General features: G+C 72.9%; 13 protein-coding genes and 1 tRNA gene. 7 read left to right on the forward strand and 7 right to left on the reverse strand.

All coding sequences use genetic code 11. The features are described from left to right. Window positions 1-46 precede the first annotated feature (46 nt). Window positions 47-119: transfer RNA gene (locus ABT137_RS00195), tRNA-Arg, on the reverse strand. A 320-nt stretch (window positions 120-439) separates the two neighbouring features. Between ABT137_RS00195 and ABT137_RS00200 the strand changes: the two genes are divergently transcribed. The 5 genes from ABT137_RS00200 (at window position 440) to ABT137_RS00220 (ending at window position 7,240) form a co-directional block, all read left to right on the forward strand. Then, window positions 440-2,047 (forward strand): dynamin family protein, encoded by a 1,608-nt coding sequence (locus ABT137_RS00200; RefSeq protein ID WP_351700039.1) that lies wholly within the window; start codon window positions 440-442, stop codon window positions 2,045-2,047. A gap of 276 nt (window positions 2,048-2,323) precedes the next feature. Continuing rightward, complete coding sequence (locus ABT137_RS00205; RefSeq protein WP_502984454.1) at window positions 2,324-4,255, forward strand: YfjP family GTPase; 1,932 nt, start codon at window positions 2,324-2,326, stop codon at window positions 4,253-4,255. A gap of 323 nt (window positions 4,256-4,578) precedes the next feature. Next, window positions 4,579-5,058, forward strand: coding sequence for a single-stranded DNA-binding protein (locus ABT137_RS00210; RefSeq protein ID WP_351700045.1), 480 nt, complete (start codon window positions 4,579-4,581; stop codon window positions 5,056-5,058). A gap of 436 nt (window positions 5,059-5,494) precedes the next feature. After that, the gene (locus ABT137_RS00215; RefSeq protein WP_351701089.1) at window positions 5,495-6,862 is read left to right on the forward strand and encodes a Cys-Gln thioester bond-forming surface protein; all 1,368 of its coding nucleotides are present in this window, start codon (window positions 5,495-5,497) and stop codon (window positions 6,860-6,862) included. 24 nt (window positions 6,863-6,886) lie between these two features. After that, window positions 6,887-7,240, forward strand: coding sequence for a hypothetical protein (locus ABT137_RS00220; RefSeq protein ID WP_351700048.1), 354 nt, complete (start codon window positions 6,887-6,889; stop codon window positions 7,238-7,240). A gap of 37 nt (window positions 7,241-7,277) precedes the next feature. On the opposite strand, the gene ABT137_RS00225 is transcribed toward ABT137_RS00220, so the two are convergent. From ABT137_RS00225 to ABT137_RS00240, 4 genes are all read right to left on the reverse strand, one after another. Further along, a complete protein-coding gene (locus ABT137_RS00225; RefSeq protein ID WP_351700049.1) occupies window positions 7,278-8,336 on the reverse strand; it encodes a zinc-dependent alcohol dehydrogenase family protein in 1,059 nt (352 codons plus the stop codon). A 103-nt stretch (window positions 8,337-8,439) separates the two neighbouring features. After that, window positions 8,440-9,720: a DMT family transporter gene (locus ABT137_RS00230; protein ID WP_351700050.1), complete on the reverse strand. Its 1,281-nt coding sequence runs from the start codon at window positions 9,718-9,720 to the stop codon at window positions 8,440-8,442. Between the two features lie 266 nt (window positions 9,721-9,986). Then, the gene (locus ABT137_RS00235) at window positions 9,987-11,981 is read right to left on the reverse strand and encodes an FtsX-like permease family protein (protein ID WP_351700052.1); all 1,995 of its coding nucleotides are present in this window, start codon (window positions 11,979-11,981) and stop codon (window positions 9,987-9,989) included. After that, entirely contained in the window at window positions 11,978-12,733 is a 756-nt protein-coding gene (locus ABT137_RS00240) for an ABC transporter ATP-binding protein (protein ID WP_351700054.1), read from the reverse strand. The genes ABT137_RS00235 and ABT137_RS00240 overlap by 4 nt, the downstream gene beginning before the upstream one ends. A 140-nt stretch (window positions 12,734-12,873) precedes the next feature. On the opposite strand from ABT137_RS00240, the gene ABT137_RS00245 reads away from it, so the two are divergent. Both ABT137_RS00245 and ABT137_RS00250 read left to right on the forward strand, forming a co-directional pair. Next, on the forward strand, window positions 12,874-14,106 hold the full coding sequence (locus ABT137_RS00245) for a sensor histidine kinase (RefSeq protein ID WP_351700056.1): 1,233 nt from the start codon (window positions 12,874-12,876) through the stop codon (window positions 14,104-14,106). Then, window positions 14,103-14,804: a response regulator gene (locus ABT137_RS00250; protein ID WP_351700058.1), complete on the forward strand. Its 702-nt coding sequence runs from the start codon at window positions 14,103-14,105 to the stop codon at window positions 14,802-14,804. The genes ABT137_RS00245 and ABT137_RS00250 overlap by 4 nt, the downstream gene beginning before the upstream one ends. A gap of 3 nt (window positions 14,805-14,807) precedes the next feature. Here ABT137_RS00250 and ABT137_RS00255 read toward each other — a convergent pair whose 3' ends face one another. Continuing rightward, on the reverse strand, window positions 14,808-15,149 hold the full coding sequence (locus tag ABT137_RS00255; RefSeq protein WP_351700060.1) for a DUF4333 domain-containing protein: 342 nt from the start codon (window positions 15,147-15,149) through the stop codon (window positions 14,808-14,810). Between the two features lie 330 nt (window positions 15,150-15,479). Next, the gene (gene murJ / locus ABT137_RS00260) at window positions 15,480-17,156 is read right to left on the reverse strand and encodes a murein biosynthesis integral membrane protein MurJ (protein WP_351700062.1); all 1,677 of its coding nucleotides are present in this window, start codon (window positions 17,154-17,156) and stop codon (window positions 15,480-15,482) included. Between the last annotated feature and the right edge of the window lie 136 nt (window positions 17,157-17,292).

Consider the following 17,292-nt stretch of genomic DNA (forward strand, 5'->3'; position numbering starts at 1 on the left):
GGACAGAACCGGCCACCCGCCGTGCGACCTCACCACTCCTGCGGAGCGCCCCCGGCAGGACTCGAACCTGCGGCCAAGCGCTTAGAAGGCGCCTGCTCTATCCACTGAGCTACGGGGGCCGGCTGTGCTGGCCTCGTACGCACTGCCCTGGTGGGGCGGGTCCGTGACGTTGCCGGGGACAAGGATAGAACTCCCCTATCCGTGTCCCTGTTGCTTCGCCTCCGTGGCTCAATGTGGAGGTTCGGTGAAGCGGTCCTGATAATCGCAGGCAGGTACGAATCGTGCATCGCTTTTGGCGCCCGACGCACCGGGTGTTGTGCACTCGTTATGCCTGGACTGTGCCTCCGTCCCAGTCGCCCCTTCCGCCCGTTGTGTCCTGTCGGCACGCAGACATGTCTATATGCTTCAGAATTACCCTAAAATTGGGCATTCTTCGCATGTGGTGACCTTGGACGTACGGCCTCAGCTGCTCGACACACTTTCCGCCCTGCGCGACCGTGTCGCTGCCGCACGCTTCCCGCTGCCCCTGGCGGGGGCTCCACGCGCGCGTGCCAACCGCGACGAACTGCTCGCACAGCTCGACGACTATCTGGTGCCCCGCCTCAGAGAGCCCGAAGCGCCACTTCTGGCCGTGGTGGGCGGATCCACGGGCGCCGGCAAGTCGACCCTCGTCAACTCACTGGTGGGCCGCCGGGTCAGCGAGGCGGGCGTGCTGCGGCCGACCACCCGCACGCCGGTCCTGGTCTGTCATCCGGAGGACCATCACTGGTTCAGCGGCATGCGCGTGCTGCCCGACCTCACCCGAGAGTGGGTACCGCACCAGGAGCCCAGCGACGATCCCTTCCTCCCCGGCGAGAACTCCGCGCGCGTGCTGCGCGTCGAGACCGCCGACAGCATCCCGCGCGGCCTCGCCCTGCTGGACGCCCCCGACATCGACTCCCTGGTCGTCGACAACCGCGTCCTCGCCGCAGAGCTCATCTGCGCCGCCGACGTCTGGGTGATGGTGACCACGGCCGCCCGCTACGCCGACGCCATCCCCTGGCACCTGCTGCGCGCCGCCAAGGAGTACGACGCCACCCTGGTGACCGTCCTCGACCGGGTCCCGCACACGGTCGTCTCCGAGGTCTCCCGGCAGTACGGCGCCCTCCTCACCAAGGCCGGACTCGGCGACGTACCCCGGTTCACCGTGCCCGAGCTGCCCGAGTCGGCCTGGGGCGGCGGCCTGCTCCCGGCCACCGCGGTCGCACCGCTGCGCGCCTGGCTCCTCCACCAGGCCCAGGACCCCGGCGCCCGCAGCCACACCCTGGCCCGCACCGCCCACGGCCTCCTCGACTCCCTCAAGGCCCGGATGCCCGAGCTGGCCGGCGCCGCCGCCGCCCAGTACGCCGCGGCCCTGCGCCTGACCTCCGCCGTCGAGACGGCCTACGACAGCGAGCACGCGCGCGTACGCGGACGCCTCCAGGGCGGAGCCGTCCTCGCCGGCGACGCCCTCAAGCGCTGGCGCGCCTACCCCCTCGACTGCTCCGCCGACGAACTCCTGGACGCCCTGGTCGAGAGCCTCGCCGCCCTGCTGCTCTGCTCCGTCACCGCCGCCGACGAACGCGTCGACGACGCCTGGCGCCGCGAGCCGGCCTCCGCCGCCCCCGGACTCACCGACCGCGACCCGTCCCTGGAGAGCGCCGAGCACCGCATCGGCCTCGCCGTCCGGCGCTGGCGGCGCGAGCTGGAGGAGTACGCCGAGGACGAGGTGCGCGAGCTCGACCGCAGCGTCGCCCCGGACTCCGAGGTCGTCGCCGCCCTGGTCGCCACCGCGCTGCTCGGCGGCCGGCGCGCCAAGATCGCGGGGGAGCGGCTCGCCGAGCGCATCGGCGCCCACGGCGCGCTGCGGCTGCGCGACCGCGCCGGACGGCTGCTCACCGAGCACGTCGACCGCGTCCTGCACGCCGAACGCGAGCGCCGCCTCGCCCCGCTCGACGCCCTCGACGTGCACCCCGAACCCCAGGCCGAACTCATCGCCGCCCTGTCCGTCCTGCAGAAGGAGAGGTGACCGGTGACCGCCGTCACTGACCACGACCACACGGATCACATGGAACGCATGGATCACACCAGTGACCTCACCGGTGACTACGCCAGCGACTTCGAGACCGGACCGGTCGCGGCGGCCTCCGCCCCGGACGCCGCACGGGAGTCCGCACGGGAGTCCGCACGAGACCGTGCCCCGGACGGCGCCCAGCACCGGGACGAGGCCGGGAAGGACGCCAAGGACGCCAAGGACGCAAAGGACGCAAAGGACGCAAAGGACGCCAAGGACGTCAAGAACGTCATGGACTCCAAGGAGCCCAAGGAGCACGCGGGCACCGCCGGAGCCCGGGGAGTTCCCGGATCCCCCGGAGCCAAGCAGGCCGCCGAGGCGGCCGAAGCCGCCGAGGCGGCCGCCGAGACCGAGAACGTCCCGCACGCACGCGTGCGGGAGCAGCGGGAGCCGGCCGACGACCGCCCGCCCACCGGCACCGCCGCCGACGACCGCCCGCCGGCCGCCGACGATCCGGCCGCCGCCGACGACGTCTGGGACGACGGTCTCATCGCCCGCCGGGTCACCGAGACCGCCAAAGCCGCCGTCCCCGTCGTGGAGACCCGCGGCCCGGGCGCCCCGTCCCCCGCCCCGCTCGCGTACGACGGCCCGCTGCGCTCCCGCCTCGACGCCCTGCGCGAACTCGTCGGCCTCTCCCGCACCCGTCTCGACAGCAACACCCTCGCCGAGGCCGGCCGGGTCCTGGACGAGGCGGCCACCCGGCGCCGGCTCTCCGGCCAGCACACCGTCGTCGCCCTCGCCGGCGCCACCGGCAGCGGCAAGTCGCAGCTGTTCAACGCGCTCGCCGGAGTCGCCATCTCGGAGACCGGGGTACGCCGGCCCACCACCGCCGCGCCCATCGTGTGCAGCTGGAGCGACGGCAGCGCCGGCCTCATCGACCGGCTCGGCATCCCGGGCCGGCTCCGCCGCCGCCCCGTGCACAACCCGGAGGCGGACGCACAGCTGCGCGGGCTGGTCCTGATCGACCTGCCCGACCACGACTCGGCCGCCGTCCAGCACCGCGCACAGGTCGACCGGATCCTGAAACTCGTCGACGCGGTGATCTGGGTCGTCGACCCCGAGAAGTACGCCGACGCCGTCCTCCACGAGCGCTATCTGCGGCCCATGGCCGGCCACGCCGAGGTCATGTTCATCGTCCTCAACCAGACCGACCGGCTGCCCGGCGAGGCCACCGACCTGGTCCTGGACGATCTGCGCCGGCTGCTCGACGACGACGGCATCGCCCTCGGCGAGTACGGCGACCCGGGCGCGACCGTGCTCGCGCTGTCCGCGCTCACCGGCGATGGCGTCGGCGAACTGCGCGAGGTGCTCGGCCAGTTCGTGTCCGAGCGGGGCGCGGCGGCCCGCCGGGTCGCCGCCGACGTGGATGCCGCCGCGGCCCGGTTGCGGCCCGTCTACGCCACCGGCAGGCGCGCCGGGCTCAGCGAGGAGGCGCGTGACGACTTCGCCGCCCGGCTCGCGGACGCGGTCGGTGCCACCGCCGCGGGCGAGGCCGCCGAACGGACCTGGCGGCGCAACGCCAACCGGGCCTGCGGCACGCCCTGGCTGCGGCTGCGGCGCTGGTACCAGAAGCGCGGCGAGCCGCCCACCGGACGTCTGCAGAAGGCCCAGCCGGAGGTGGAGGCCACCGCGCGGCAGCGCGTCGAGCAGGCGGTGCGCACGGTCTCCGAGCGGGCCTCGGCCGGGCTGCCCGCGCCCTGGGCGCAGGCGGTGCGCGAGGCGGCCGTACGCGGCTCGCAGGGCCTTCCGGAGGCGCTCGACGACCTGGCCGCACGGGCCGGGCTGCCGCCGGGGCGGCCACCGCGGCCGGGCTGGTGGCCGGTGGCGGTGCTGGCCCAGGCCGCCATGACGCTCCTCCAGGTGGTCGGCGGACTGTGGCTGATGGGGCAGATCACCGGGGTGACGGCGCCCAACCTGGGCGTTCCGGTGCTGCTGATGGTCTCCGGGATCATCGGCGGCCCGCTGGTCGAGTGGGGCTGCCGGATGGCGGCCCGTGGCCCGGCCCGCCGCTACGGACTGGAGGCGGAACGCCGGCTCCGCGAGGCGGCGGCCGGCTGCGGGCGGGCCCGGGTGCTGGACCCGGTGGCGGCGGAACTGCTGCGGTACCAGGAGGTGCGGGAGCAGTACGCGAGGGTGACGCGGACGGGCGCCGGAGTGAGGTGAGGCCGGGGCCGGGGCCGGGGTGAGACTCCGTCTGGGGGGACGGGGTCACTCGTCCGGGTGGTGGAATTTTCCACAGGCCGGCGGTGGTCCACAGCGCCCGGCGGGCCCGGGCCGACGGCGGCAGTCTGGTCCCACGGCGATCGCGCCCCACACGGACGCACAAGGACGCACACCGACGCACACCGATGCAGTCGGACGCACTCGACGAACACGAGCGCGAACGCATCCCATGCACGCGGTCGCCGCGGTGGACACAGCCGTACGGGACGGACCCGTACGCGGCTCCGCCCGGCCGCGGCGGCCGGGCGAGGGAGGGGTTCGTGATGAACGAGACGATGGTCTGCGCGGTGGGCAACGTGGCGACGCAGCCGGTGTTCCGGGAGCTGGCGGCAGGTCCGTCGGCCCGGTTCCGGCTGGCGGTGACCTCGCGCTACTGGGACCGGGAGAAGAACGCCTGGACGGACGGCCACACCAACTTCTTCACGGTGTGGGCAAACCGGCAGCTCGCCACCAACGCGGCGACCTCGCTGACGGTCGGCGACCCGGTCGTCGTACAGGGACGGCTGAAGGTGCGCACCGAGACCCGGGAGGGCCAGCAGTGGGCCTCCGCCGACATCGACGCGGTGGCGATCGGCCACGACCTCGCCCGCGGCACGGCGGCCTTCCGGCGAACCGGCAGGCCGGACACGACGGCACCGGCACCACCGCGCCCGGAACCCGACTGGGAGACACCGGCGGAGTCCCCAGACACACCCGCCCAGGCACAACCGGAACCGTTGGCGGCGGCGGTGCCCGCGTCGTGACGGAACGTGAAGTGGCACCGCGTCGAGGCCTGTCGGGGCCGACCCGTCCGAACGGCGGCCGATCGGACACCCGTTGACGCCCGCTGATGTGCATTGACGTCTCTTGACGACCCTTGACGGCTTATCGGCGAATGCGCTCCGAAGCACCCGCCGTCACGACCGGGTGGATTTGTCGATAAGCCCCGCTCGTTCGCGCCTTCGCGATAACGATTACGGATCGGATCGCTCATCGGACCATCTCACCGGGAAAGGGCGGTCCGGCTGATCCATAGGATGCCGGACGTGGACCCTGGGGTCGCTGATTCTGCTGGTGGGACCACCCCCCGCGTCCAACGGGTCCTGCTCGAAGGGGAATTCTGTGCTCGCTGCGTTCTCTGGTCTCTCGGCGCCCCGCGCGTCCACCAGGCACTACGGCACCGCCGTGGCCGTCAGAGGCATGGCCCGCCTCGGCGCCGCGACCCTGGTGTCCGGGCTGGTGGCCGCCGCCGCGCTGACCGGCGCCGGCCGGGCCGTGGCCGACGACGGGATCGCCCAGAGCCAGAGCGGGGCCACGGCGACCATGAACGGCCTGAAGACCTACGGCGAGGCCGTGGTCCACGGCGACAGCGGCGACGAGCAGGTGGCCGCGGGCCTCTTCGAGATGTCCGTGGACGGCGGCGGCACGCTCCAGACGTACTGCGTCGACCTCCACAACCCCGCCCAGCGGGACGCCAAGTACCAGGAGACGGCGTGGAGCGGCACCTCGCTCGGCGCCAACAGGAACGCCGGCAACATCCGCTGGATCCTGCAGAACTCCTACCCGCAGGTCAACGACCTCGCCGCGCTGGCCCGCAAGGCCGGTGCCGGCAACCTCACCGAGCAGGACGCGGCGGCCGGCACGCAGGTGGCGATCTGGCGTTTCTCGGACGGCGCGGACGCCGACGCCGTCGACCCGCAGGCCGAGAAGCTCGCCGACTACCTGGAGAAGAACGCCCGTGGCCAGAACGAGCCGCAGGCCTCGCTGACCCTCTCCCCGCCGGCCGTGTCCGGCCGGCCCGGCGGCCTGCTCGGCCCGGTGACGGTCCACACCAACGCGGGCACGGTCACCGTGGTCCCGCCGTCCGACGCGGCGCTCAGCGGCGTACGGATCACCGACAAGACCGGCAAGCCGGTCGCCACCGCGCAGGACGGCAGCGAGCTGTACTTCAAGGTTCCCGACGACGCGGCGGACAGCTCCGCCGAGCTGGCCGTCCAGGCGTCGACGACGGTCCCCGTCGGCCGGGCCTTCACCTCCGAGAGCCGCAGCCAGACGCAGATCCTGGCCGGCTCCAGCGAGTCCACGGTCGCCGCGACGGCGAACGCGACCTGGGCGGACCAGGGCGCGATACCGGCACTGTCGGCCGAGAAGAACTGCGCCCGGAGCGGCGTGGACATCACCGCGGCCAACACCGGGGACAAGCCGTTCACCTTCGAGCTGGTGAGCACGGAGTACACCATCCCCGCCGACGCCTCGCGGACGGTGACCGTCCCGCTCCAGGAGGACCAGGCCTACGACTTCACGATCACCGGCGCGAACGGCCTCGAACGCCGCTTCACCGGTGTCCTCGACTGCAAGACCCAGGGCGCCGACGCCGGCCTCGCCACCCAGACGCTCAGCGAGCCCAGCCCGGCCTCGGTCGGCGGCACCGCCTCCGACGTCAACCTGGCCGCGACCGGCGGCGACTCCGCGACCGGCGTGATCACGGGCGTGGCCATCGGCCTGGTGGTGATCGGCGGCGCGGTCCTGGTGATCCTCCGTCAGCGGGAGAACCAGCAGACCGACTGAGTCCCGGACGGGCACTATGACGTCATGACCAACTCACCCGCACCCGGCAGGTCGTCGTCCTCGGACTCCATCCTGTCCCTGTGGTCGCACGACTCGGTGCTGTCGATCGGCTCGGTGGGCTCCGTGCTCTCCATCGGCTCGGTGGGCTCGGCCCTCTCCATCGGCTCGATCGGCAGCGCCCTCTCGGCAGGCTCGATCGGCTCGGCCCTGTCCCTCGTCTCGGCCGGCTCCTGGCTGAGCACGGGCTCCGTCCTCTCCGCCAACTCCCGCTGGTCCACCCTGTCCTGGCGTTCTTCCCGCTCCTTCCGCACGGCGGGCGTGGTGGGAGCGGCCGCGGCAACGGCCCTCCTCCTGCACAGAACCCTGCACAGGCCCTGACCGGGACCCCGTCGGCCTCGCGAGCGACTGGCGTGCCCTACTCGTCGTCCTCGTCCCGGCCGTCCTCGAAGACGAGAAGCGGTTTGGCGCCGTGGGCGGGCGCTTCGGCGAACGAGACGGCTTCGGCGAAGTGTTCGAGCGGGAACGGCCGGCCCTCGGGGATGGTCAGCACTCCACCGGCGACGAGACTGCGTACCTCGCACAGCGCGTCCAGGACATCCGCAGGCGAGGCGGTGCCGAACCAGCGGTTCAGCCAGAAGCCCCGGACCACTTTGGTCTCGTAGATGAGCGAGCGCGCCGACACCGGAATCGTCAGCGCCGCCGGGTCGGTCTGCCGGTGGGTGGAGAGGGCGCCGTAGACCACGACCACTCCTCCCGGAGCCAGCGCCCGGGACACCTGGGCACCGACGTGGCCCGCGACGCAGTCGGTGGCCTTGCGTACGCCGGCCGGTCCCGCGATCTCGGCCACCCGCTGCAACAGATCCTCGTCCTCGGTGCAGACGACCTCGTCGCCACCCAGCGCCTTGATCTCCTCGACGGCATCCCGCCGCCGCACCACATTGATCGTGCGAATCCCCAGATGCCCGGCCAGCTGAACGACGAGCCGGCCGACGGTGGAGCCCGCCGCCGTCTGCAACAGCCATTCACCCGGCTGCACGTCGAGCTCGCGCGTCACCAGGAGCAGCGCGGTCAGCGGGTTGACGGCGAGTTGGCAGGCATCGGAGTCGCTCAGCCGGTCGGGAACCGGCATGAGCCTTCGCGTATCGGCGACAAGGTATTCCTGCCAGGTGCCGTCCACCTGCGGCCCGGGTACCGCCGGGATCGCAGCGTTCACCACGCGCTCGCCGATCCGCAGCCCCTCGGTGCCCGGACCGAGGGCCTCGACACGGCCCACGCACTCCATGTAGCCGCCGACCGTGGGGAACCCGGGGGAGAAACCGTAACGGCCACGCAGCACGTGCAGATCGCTGGCGTGAATCGGAGTCGCCTTCACACGGATCAACGCCTGACCGGCTTCCGCCGTGGGAACCGGCCGGGATTCCAGCCGCAGCACATCGCTCGGTTCACCGACCTCACCGGCTACGAGCGCACGCATGGACCGTGGCATGAGCGACCTTTCCTCTCTCCCAGCTTGCGCCCCTCCCCGAGCGCTGTCATGTCGAAAGGAACCCGGGTGCGGTGTCGACTTGAGTCTCCATTCACGGCCGCCGACCATGGTCCGACCGTGTCTCGACGGGGTCGTCGAAAGGCGGCCTCTCTTCCGCCATGTCCGGCCTGCCCAGGTACATGGTGTCGAACGCCCCTGCGCCGTGGTAGGTGAGCGTGAGCGTCGGGCTCTCGTCCCCGCCGAGTCCCGCCCATTCCGCTCTGGGGTCCCGTTCGGCATGGTGCCCGAACGGTCGGGGTTCCGGTGATGTCGGCCAGGCCGCCACGAGAGCCCGGGCCGGCGTGTGGTGTTCCCGCTCACCGGTGGGTGACTCACCGGTCGTGGACGGCAGTTGTGGTGTGTACGGGGCGTGGCTCGGGTACGGCGGTATCCCTCTGCGGTGTTTGCCGTGCTGTGGCGCTGACTGCTCTCCGTCCTCGCTGGTCACTACGACCGTGACACCGAGGATGATCAGCACGAGCCCGGGTATGGCCGCGGGCTGGATGCTCTGCCCCATCAGCCACCACGCGGCGAGCGCGGCCACCGGAGTCTCCAGCAGGAGGAGGACACTCATCGTCGTTGCCGAGGTCCTGCCGAGGGCGAAGGTCATGGAGCCGAGTCCCAGAAGCTGGGGCAGGAGGAGCAGCCCGAGCAGCGACAGTCGCGTGGATGTGTCGAAACCCGTGAGCGGGATGTCGGCCAGCCGGCAGATGGCGAGGAGTTCCAGCCCGCAGACCAGCGAGCTGACCGTCGAGAACAAGGGGGTACTCACATCTGTGCGCGCCTTCTGGCTCAGAGCGGTGTACCCGGCCTGAGCCACGGCACCGGCGAGGGCGAGCAGATCGCCCATCAGCGCCGTGCCGCCGGACCTGATGTCAAGACCGGCGGCCGCGGCCGCTCCCACCACGGCGAGCGTCAGACCCGCCCAGGTCCTTCGAGAGGCCCGGAGGCCCTGTCCCGCGGCGATGAGGGCCTGCCAGACGGGCTGGGTGGCCACGAGCGCCGTGGACATGGCGACCGAGGTCATCCGCGTGCTCGTCATGAAGGCCGCGAGGTGCAGGGCGAGCGACGTGGCCGCGAGGAAGCCGAAGACCAGGGGCCGCCATTGCTCCCGGCGCAGAAGTCCGCGCTCGCCGCGCGCGATACGTGCCACCTCGCGGCGGCGCAGTATCAGCAGGAACGGTCCGAGTGTGGCGAAGCCCAGGGCGTTGCGCCAGAAGGCCATGGCGAGGGGTGGGGCGGAGGCGGCGGCGGTGAGCGGGGCGGTGGCCGAGATGGAGACCACCGCGACCGCCATTGCCGCGACGGTCAGCGGATCGATTCTGGACTTCACGCGTTCGTACCGCCGTCCGCGGTCGGTCGGGTCGCGGCGGGTGCCGGGGTCTCCCGGCCGTCACCTGCGGAACACATGGACTGGGTGAGGGAGTTGACCATTACGTACACGGGGTTCTGTGTCCTCGAAGCGGGGCCGGGCGGGCCAGGCGCACCACGGGATGGTGGTGGCCCTGGAGGGTGGGCGTGTTGCGCGAGACATGGCGCATGGATCGCATGAATCGCTTGGATATCGGGTGAATGTCGGGCGGGTCGGCCGCTCTCCGGTCAGTCCGGCCTCGGCCCCGCCTCCCTCGCGACCGTGCGCAGCAGCGGGCGGCTCGCCGCGCTCGACGCCGTCAGGCCCGCGAAGCCGAGCGTCAGGCAGCCGGCGAGGAGTGCGGCGCCGGTGCCGTCGACGTGCGGGGCGCCGCCCGCGAGGGTCAGCGGGGCCGCGCAGAACAGGCCCGTGAGCAGGGCGCCGCCCGCGAGTACGGCGGCGGGGAGTACCGACTCGGTGCGCCGGGCCGCGTCCAGGACGCGCAGCGGGGTGCCCGCGAGGTGGAGCAGGCCGTAGGTGCGTCGGCGGTCCAGGACGGAGGACGCGGCCGTGATGCCCGTGGCGGCGATGGCGATGGCGAAGCTCGCGCCGAGCACGGCGAGCGTCACGAGGTGGAAGTCGCGGTCGAACTGCCGGGACTGCCAGTCGACGTCCGTGCCGGTGACCGGGTACTGGCCGGGCACGAGACCGGTGAGCGCGCCGCGTGCCGCGTCCAGCCGGTCCGGGTCCGCGACGGCCGCGGTGACCTGGCGCTCGCCGCGTTCGCCGGTACCGGTGGCGACCCAGCCGTCGTCCGTGCCGACCGTGGCCTCGATGCCCGCTCGCTCCAGGCGGGCGGAGACCTGCTGTCGTACGGCGGCGACGCGGTCCTTCGGTACGGACAGCGCGAGTCGCTCCGCGGCACCCCACGGCACACCGCCGCCACCGAGGCTGAACAGCGCGAAGAATCCGGCCACGAAGGCCGCCAGCGTCAACGCGGACACCGAACGCCACGCCGACTTGGGGTCGTCGAGCAGGCGGCGCCCCGCGAGCAGCGTCGCGGAACGCCGGGCCAGAACGGTGACGAGGCCGCCGAGCACGCCGACCACCCAGGGGCCGATGACGGACAGCGCGGCGAAGACGGCGGCGCAGCAGTAGACGATCGCGTCGATGTCCATCGGCCGGTCCTTGGACAGCCACCAGTAGCCGACGAGGACGAGGACGAACAGCAGCGCGCGTACGGCCTTCAGACGGGGCGTGCGCGAGCGGCGGACGACCCCGAGCGGGCCCACGACCACCTGCCGCAGCCCGGCCAGTGCGCTGGCCGCCACGGTCAGCACCACGCCGGCGAGCACGGCGAGCAGTACGGACGGGCCCACCCACAGGTCGGACACATACCAACTGCCGCCCGCGAACGGGACCTTGGCCGCGAGCGGGAACAGCGCCGCATAGCCCAGCGCGCCCACGGCCGCCCCCGCCGCACCGGTCAGCGCCGCCTCGGCCACCGCCATCCCCGCGATCCGGCCCGGCCCGGCGCCCAGCAGCCGCAGCGTGGCCAGCCGGGTGTCGCGGCGCGAGACGGACAGGCGGGCCGAGGAGGCGCCGAGTACGAGCAGCGGGACGACCAGCAGGACCGAGGCGATCTTCAGCAGGGCCTGGTACTGGGCGCCGAGGCCGTCCGCCGTGCGGCTGCCCGTGAAGTCGGCGACGGGTGTGGGCGTGACGATGTCGCCCGGGCGGCGTGGATCGGTGCCGCGCCGCGCCGTCATCGCCGGGTCGTCGGCGCGGTGCCCGACGACGGCCACTTTCTCGCCCGGCCTGACCAGCGCGGCCCGGCCGAGCGTGCCGGTGGTGCGCCTGCCGGGCAGTTCGCCGAGCGCGGGCGAGGTCCACACCTCGCCCGGCCGGGGGAAGCGCGGCACACCGGGGAGCGCGGGCGCCCGGCCGCCGCGGCCCGGCAGCGCGGCGACGTCGACGACGGTCACGGGCTCACCGTCGACGAAGGCGGTGCCCACCGCCTCGACGGCCACCGCGCGCGAGAGGACGGCCTTGACGGGCGTACGCCAGTCCGCGTGCGCGGCGCGTGCGCCGATGCCGAGGTTGGCGCCGACGCACAGGAGCAGCAGCGTGGTGCACATCGCCGAGGCGGCGGCGGGCAGCGCGAGCCCGAGACGGCCGTGCCGGCCACCGCCGCGCAGCAGCCGCAGGGTGAGCGTCCAGGTGGTGCGGTCCAGCGCCCTCATCGCACGCCTCCGGCCTGCGCAGCGGCCTGGATCGGGCCCGCCGTGGCCTGGACCGGGTCCGCCTCGGTCGTCTCGTCCACGATCCGCCCGTCCCGGACGTGCGCCGTACGGTCGCACCAGCGGGCCACCGACTCGTCGTGGGTGACCACGACCAGCGCCGCGTGCTGCTTCCTGGTGACCTCCGTCAGCATCCGGATCACCTCCTGCCCCGTCGCCCGGTCGAGCGCGCCCGTCGGCTCGTCGGCGAAGACGACCTGGGCGCCCGTCACCAACGCCCGTGCGAGGGCGACCCGTTGGGACTGTCCGCCGGACAACTGGCCGGGGCGGCTGTCCTCCTTGCCTGCCAGGCCCAGCGGCTCGAACCACGCGCGGGCCCGCCGCTCCGCCTCGCGGCGCGAGGTGCCGCCGAGCATCAGCGGCAGCGCCACGTTCTCCACGGCCGGCAGTTCGGGCAGCAACTGGCCGAACTGGAAGACGAACCCGAACCGGGTGCGGCGCACTTCGCTGCGCTGCGGCTCGCCCATCTCGTCGATGCGCTCGCCGTTCAGCAGCACCTGGCCGGCGTCGGGGCGCTCGATGTTCGCGAGGCAGTGCAGCAACGTCGACTTGCCGGACCCCGAAGGGCCCATCACGGCCAGCGACTCGCCCGCCCGCACGGCGATGTCGACGCTGTCGAGGGCACGGGTGGATCCGAAGGACTTGGACAGTCCGATGCCGCACAACACGGGCGGCGCCGAGGAGGTGAGGTTCATGCCCTACAACTTCCGCCTCCGGCACGGCCCTTGGCCTCGGCCGGGCGACCGGTTCGCGGCCGCCGCGTCGTCCTTTCGGCCGAGGCCGCCCGACGGGAGCCGCCCTTACGCTGCGGGATGTGCGAAACGACGTGCGAGACATGGACGATCACGCCCCGACTCCCCGGCTGCCCCGTACGGCCCTCACCGCGCTCGCGGTGGTCATGGCGCTGCTGTGGGCGGTCGACGTGGCCGGCGTCGCCGCCACGTCCGGACTCGACGGCCCCGGCGTGTGGTGGAGGCTGGCCCCGGGCCTGGTCGCGGTCGTGGCGCTGCTGCTGCCGGAGCGACATCGCGCGTCGGCCTGGGGCACCGGAGCCGCCGTACTCGTCTCCTGGACGGTGACCCTGGCCTTCTTCACCTCCTTGACCTCGACGTTCGCCGACTGGGGTCTGCTGGAGACGCTGTGCCTGCTGCTCCTGCTGGTCCGCGCCGCGCGGGAGACCCCGCAGCCATGGCTGGCCGCCGCACTGGCCACGGCCATCGCCTCCGCCGTGATCCCGGCACCGATGCGGCTGGCCGGAGGCGGCAACGTCTACTTCTCCTTCGCCCTGATCTTCCTCACCGGCGGCGCCGTCGCCCTCGGCTCCTACCTGCGCAGCCTCGACGACCGCCGAAGCCGCGCCGTCGCCGCCACGCGCCACAGCGAACGCCTCGAACTCGCCCGCGAACTCCACGACTTCGTCGCCCACCACGTCACCGGCATCGTCGTCCAGGCACAGGCCGCCCGGACGATCCGCGAGATCGCGCCCGAGCAGGTGGACCCGCTGCTGCGCGGTATCGAGCAGGCCGGGTCCGAGACCCTGGAGTCGATGCGCAAGCTGGTGCGCGTGCTGCGCGAGGACGACGTACGAGCGGTACGGCCGGGGGAGCTCTACGCCGAACTGGGCGAACTGGTCGCCAGGTTCTCCGAGCGTGACGACGTCCCCGCCACCCTCCAGGTCGCCGCCGAAGCCCGGCACACGCGGCCCGCCCCCGAGGTGGAGACCTCCGTACGGAACGTGGTGCGCGAGGCGCTGACGAACGTCCGCCGCCACGCGGCCGGTTCGCCGTCCGTCTCCGTGCGGGTCGCTCTGTCGGGCGAGGCGGGCGCGGCCGGCGCGGACGCGGCCGACCGGCGGCTGCGGGTCGAGGTGCACAACGCGCCGCCGCCCCGGCAGGCGGCGCCGCACGCCGAACCCCTCGGCGGGCGCGGCGGCCTGGGCCTCGTCGGGCTGACCGAACGCACGGAGGCCGTCGGCGGCACGCTGCACGCGAGCCGGGCCGAGGACGGCGGCTGGCGGCTGACGGCGGAGTTCCCGCTGCGCGGCGCTGTGACAGGATCGCCCGCATGAGCAACGCCAGCACCAACGCCAACGCCAGCGGCAGCGGTTCGGCGATCCGCGTCCTGATCGCCGACGACCAGGACATGGTGCGCACGGGCTTCCGGCTGATCCTCGAGACCCAGCCCGGCATCGAGGTCGTGGGCGAGGCGGCCGACGGCGCGGAGTGCGTGCACCTGGCCCGGCGAGTGCGCCCCGACGTCTGCCTGGTCGACATCCGGATGCCGAAACTCGACGGACTGGAGGTGACCCGGCTGCTCGCGGGCCCGAAGGCCGTCGACCCGCTGCGCGTGGTGGTCGTGACCACCTTCGACCAGGACGACTACGTCTACGGCGCGCTGAGCAACGGCGCCTGCGGGTTCCTGCTGAAGGACGCGGGCCCCGGACTGCTGGTGGAGGCCGTACGCGCGGCGGCCCGCGGCGATGCGCTGATCTCCCCCGCCGTGACCGTACGGCTGCTGAAGCGGATCGGTGAACAGCGGCCCGCCGCGGGCGGCCCGGCGTCCTCCGGGCCGCTGACGGAACGGGAGCTGGAGGTGACCCGGCTGGTCGCCGACGGGCGGACCAACCAGGAGGTCTGCGCCGAGCTCGTCGTCTCGCTCTCCACCGTCAAGTCCCATCTGGCGAGCATCCAGGCCAAGTTGGGGCTGCGGAACCGTGTGGAGATCGCCGCCTGGGCCTGGCGCAGCGGCGTGGTCGGCGACCGCTGACCTCTACTTCTCCAGGCCGTAGTCGAAACTCACCCGGTCGCCGTGCACTCCGGTCACGGAGATCAGCATCGTGCTGCTCTTACCCTTGAAGACGGCGGTGCACCGCACGGTGTAGTCCATCTTCGCGGGCAGCCCGCTCGGGCAGCTCACGGACTGCGGGCCGTCCTGCACGAAGGGGATGGCGTAGTTCTCCTTGGCGAGCTTCTCGACCTCCGCGCGCGGCACCGTGTGATCCGCTCCGCTCGCGGTGGCGACCGAGGAGTTGTCGAACACGTTCCATGCCGTCACCACGCCCCCGGCCACTACGGCAGCCGCGGCCACTGCGAGGACGATGCGCTTCTTCATGGGGTGCTCCTTCGATTCCCGCGACGGCCGGACCCTACCGGCTGTTCGCCTCAGAGCTTCCTTCGCCGCCCGCCACCGCCACCTCGGCCAGGCGGCCGGTTGCGACCCCCGGGCCCCGGCCGAAAGGACGACGGCAGCCATCCGCCGCCCGGCCCGCCCGGCCCTGCCCGCTCGTCACGGTCGGCCTCGTGCCCTCGCGGGCGGTGCACACAGAAGGCCGGGGGCGCCGGCCGCGGACACCACGAGTACCGCTGTGCGAAATGCCTCGGCTTCCCGAGCCGGGACGCTCTCGCATGCGTCCTGTCGCCGTCCCGTCCGGTGGTGCCGGGTTCATCCCAGCCCGGGCAGGCCGCGCAGTTCTCCGATGCGCAGGAGCCGCGCCATGAGGACGAACAGCAGGGCCATCGTGATGCCGCCCGCGGCCAGCGAGAGCGCCGGTGTCCAGGAGGCTGATGCCAGGTCCTGGCTGCAGGCTCGGGCGATGAGCCGTCCGGCGGCCCCGGCGGCGAGTGCGGCGGCCGTCAGTTGTGTGTAGGTCCGGCAGATCCGCCGACCGTCCAGCAGACCCTCGACGCGCCGCCGCAGCCGCACGGCCGTCAGCAGGAGGCCGATCGCGTAGGCCAGGGCATAGGCGGCGGCCATCCCGGTGACCGCCCAGCGCGGGGGCAGCAGGAGGTGACAGCCCACGGCCAGAGCGATGTTGATGCCGCTGATCCACACCGCCATCCGGAACGGCGTGCGGGTGTCCTCGAAGGCGTAGAAGCCGCGCAGCAGGAGGTACTGGGCGGAGAACGGGATCAGCCCCAGGCCGAAGGCCTGCAGCATGTGGCCCAGGGGGCGGGTGGCCGCGGCGTCCGTGGCGCCGTGGGCGAACAGCAGCTGTGCGATCTGCGGTCCGAAGACGAGGAAGAAGAAGGCGGCAGGGACGACGACAACGCCGCTCACCCGCAGCGCGCGGGACAGGTCGGCGCGCAGATCGTCGACACGGTGTTCGGCCACGGCCCGGCTCATGCGCGGCAGCAGGGCGGTCACGAGGGAGACGGTGACGATCGACTGGGGCAGCATCCAGATCTGCTGGGCGTAGCTGTAGGCGGTGTAGCCGACGCCGTCGTGCGGCAGCGCGGCGTCGGCGGAGGAGGCGAGGCGGGTGACGACCGTGCTCGCCACGAGGTTGGCCAGTACGAACAACAGGGTCCACCGGGCCGCGTTCACGCTCTTGCGCAGGCCGGTGCCGCGCCAGTCGAAGCGCGGACGGAAGCGGAAGCCTGCCGCCAGTGCGTAGGGGATCAAGGCGAGCGCCTGGAGGGCCAGGGCGAGCGTGGTCCCGGTCCCGAGGAGCCTGACCTGCGCATCGCTGATGTCCGAGACCTGTTCGGGGGCGGTCAGCAGACCGAGGTAGAGGCCGAACACGGCGATCAGAACGAGGTTGTTGAGGACCGGGGTCCACATCATCGCCCCGAACCGGTCCCGGGCATTGAGGACCTGGCCGAAGATGCTGAACACGCCGTAGAAGAAGATCTGCGGGAGCAGGAAACGGGCGAAGACCACGGTCAACTCGAAGGCGTCGTGCGTGGCGGGCGTGTCCTGCTGATAGACGCTGATGATCTCGGGGGCGGCCCAGGTGGCCAGCGCGGTCCCCGCGCCGAGGACGCACAGCACCAGGGTGACCAGGCGTTGTTCGAAGGCGACGCCGCCGTCGGGGTCCTCCGCGCGGGCCCGGACCAGTTGCGGGACCAGGACGGAGTTCAGCGCGCCGCCGATCAGCAGGAAGTACAGGCTGGTCGGTACCGTGTTGGCCTGGTTGTAGGTGGTGGCCAGCAGCCCGGTGCCCAGTGCGGCGGCCTGCAGCACCTGCCGTATCAGCCCGGTGGCACGCGAGACCACCGTTCCCGCCGCCATCACCGCGGACGAACGCAGCAGGCCCCCGCCCCTGGCCTTCTTCGGCGCGGCATGCCTCCGTCTGGTGGCCGACCGCTCTAACCGGTCAGGAGACGCATCTTCGATCATGCGCACAATCTACGATCCGGTGACGGACCGCCGGGCAGCTTCGCCCTGGAAGGGGGGATCACCTCCGGGTCGTGCCTGGGCCGTCCCTGGGGCGCCCCTGGGCCGTCCCCGGGCCGTGCGAGGCCCCCGAGGCCCC

The sequence above is a fragment of the Streptomyces sp. NPDC001980 genome (assembly GCF_040296885.1).
GTDB lineage: Bacteria > Actinomycetota > Actinomycetes > Streptomycetales > Streptomycetaceae > Streptomyces.

Coding starts and splice junctions, on each gene's coding strand:
- ABT137_RS00205 (WP_502984454.1), top strand. CDS start 2,324: ATGGACTCCAAGGAGCCCAAGGAGCACGCGGGCACCGCCGGAGCCCGG.
- ABT137_RS00210 (WP_351700045.1), top strand. CDS start 4,579: ATGAACGAGACGATGGTCTGCGCGGTGGGCAACGTGGCGACGCAGCCG.
- ABT137_RS00215 (WP_351701089.1), top strand. CDS start 5,495: ATGGCCCGCCTCGGCGCCGCGACCCTGGTGTCCGGGCTGGTGGCCGCC.
- ABT137_RS00220 (WP_351700048.1), top strand. CDS start 6,887: ATGACCAACTCACCCGCACCCGGCAGGTCGTCGTCCTCGGACTCCATC.
- ABT137_RS00225 (WP_351700049.1), bottom strand. CDS start 8,336: ATGCGTGCGCTCGTAGCCGGTGAGGTCGGTGAACCGAGCGATGTGCTG.
- ABT137_RS00235 (WP_351700052.1), bottom strand. CDS start 11,981: ATGAGGGCGCTGGACCGCACCACCTGGACGCTCACCCTGCGGCTGCTG.
- ABT137_RS00240 (WP_351700054.1), bottom strand. CDS start 12,733: ATGAACCTCACCTCCTCGGCGCCGCCCGTGTTGTGCGGCATCGGACTG.
- ABT137_RS00245 (WP_351700056.1), top strand. CDS start 12,874: ATGGACGATCACGCCCCGACTCCCCGGCTGCCCCGTACGGCCCTCACC.
- ABT137_RS00250 (WP_351700058.1), top strand. CDS start 14,103: ATGAGCAACGCCAGCACCAACGCCAACGCCAGCGGCAGCGGTTCGGCG.
- ABT137_RS00255 (WP_351700060.1), bottom strand. CDS start 15,149: ATGAAGAAGCGCATCGTCCTCGCAGTGGCCGCGGCTGCCGTAGTGGCC.
- murJ (WP_351700062.1), bottom strand. CDS start 17,156: ATGATCGAAGATGCGTCTCCTGACCGGTTAGAGCGGTCGGCCACCAGA.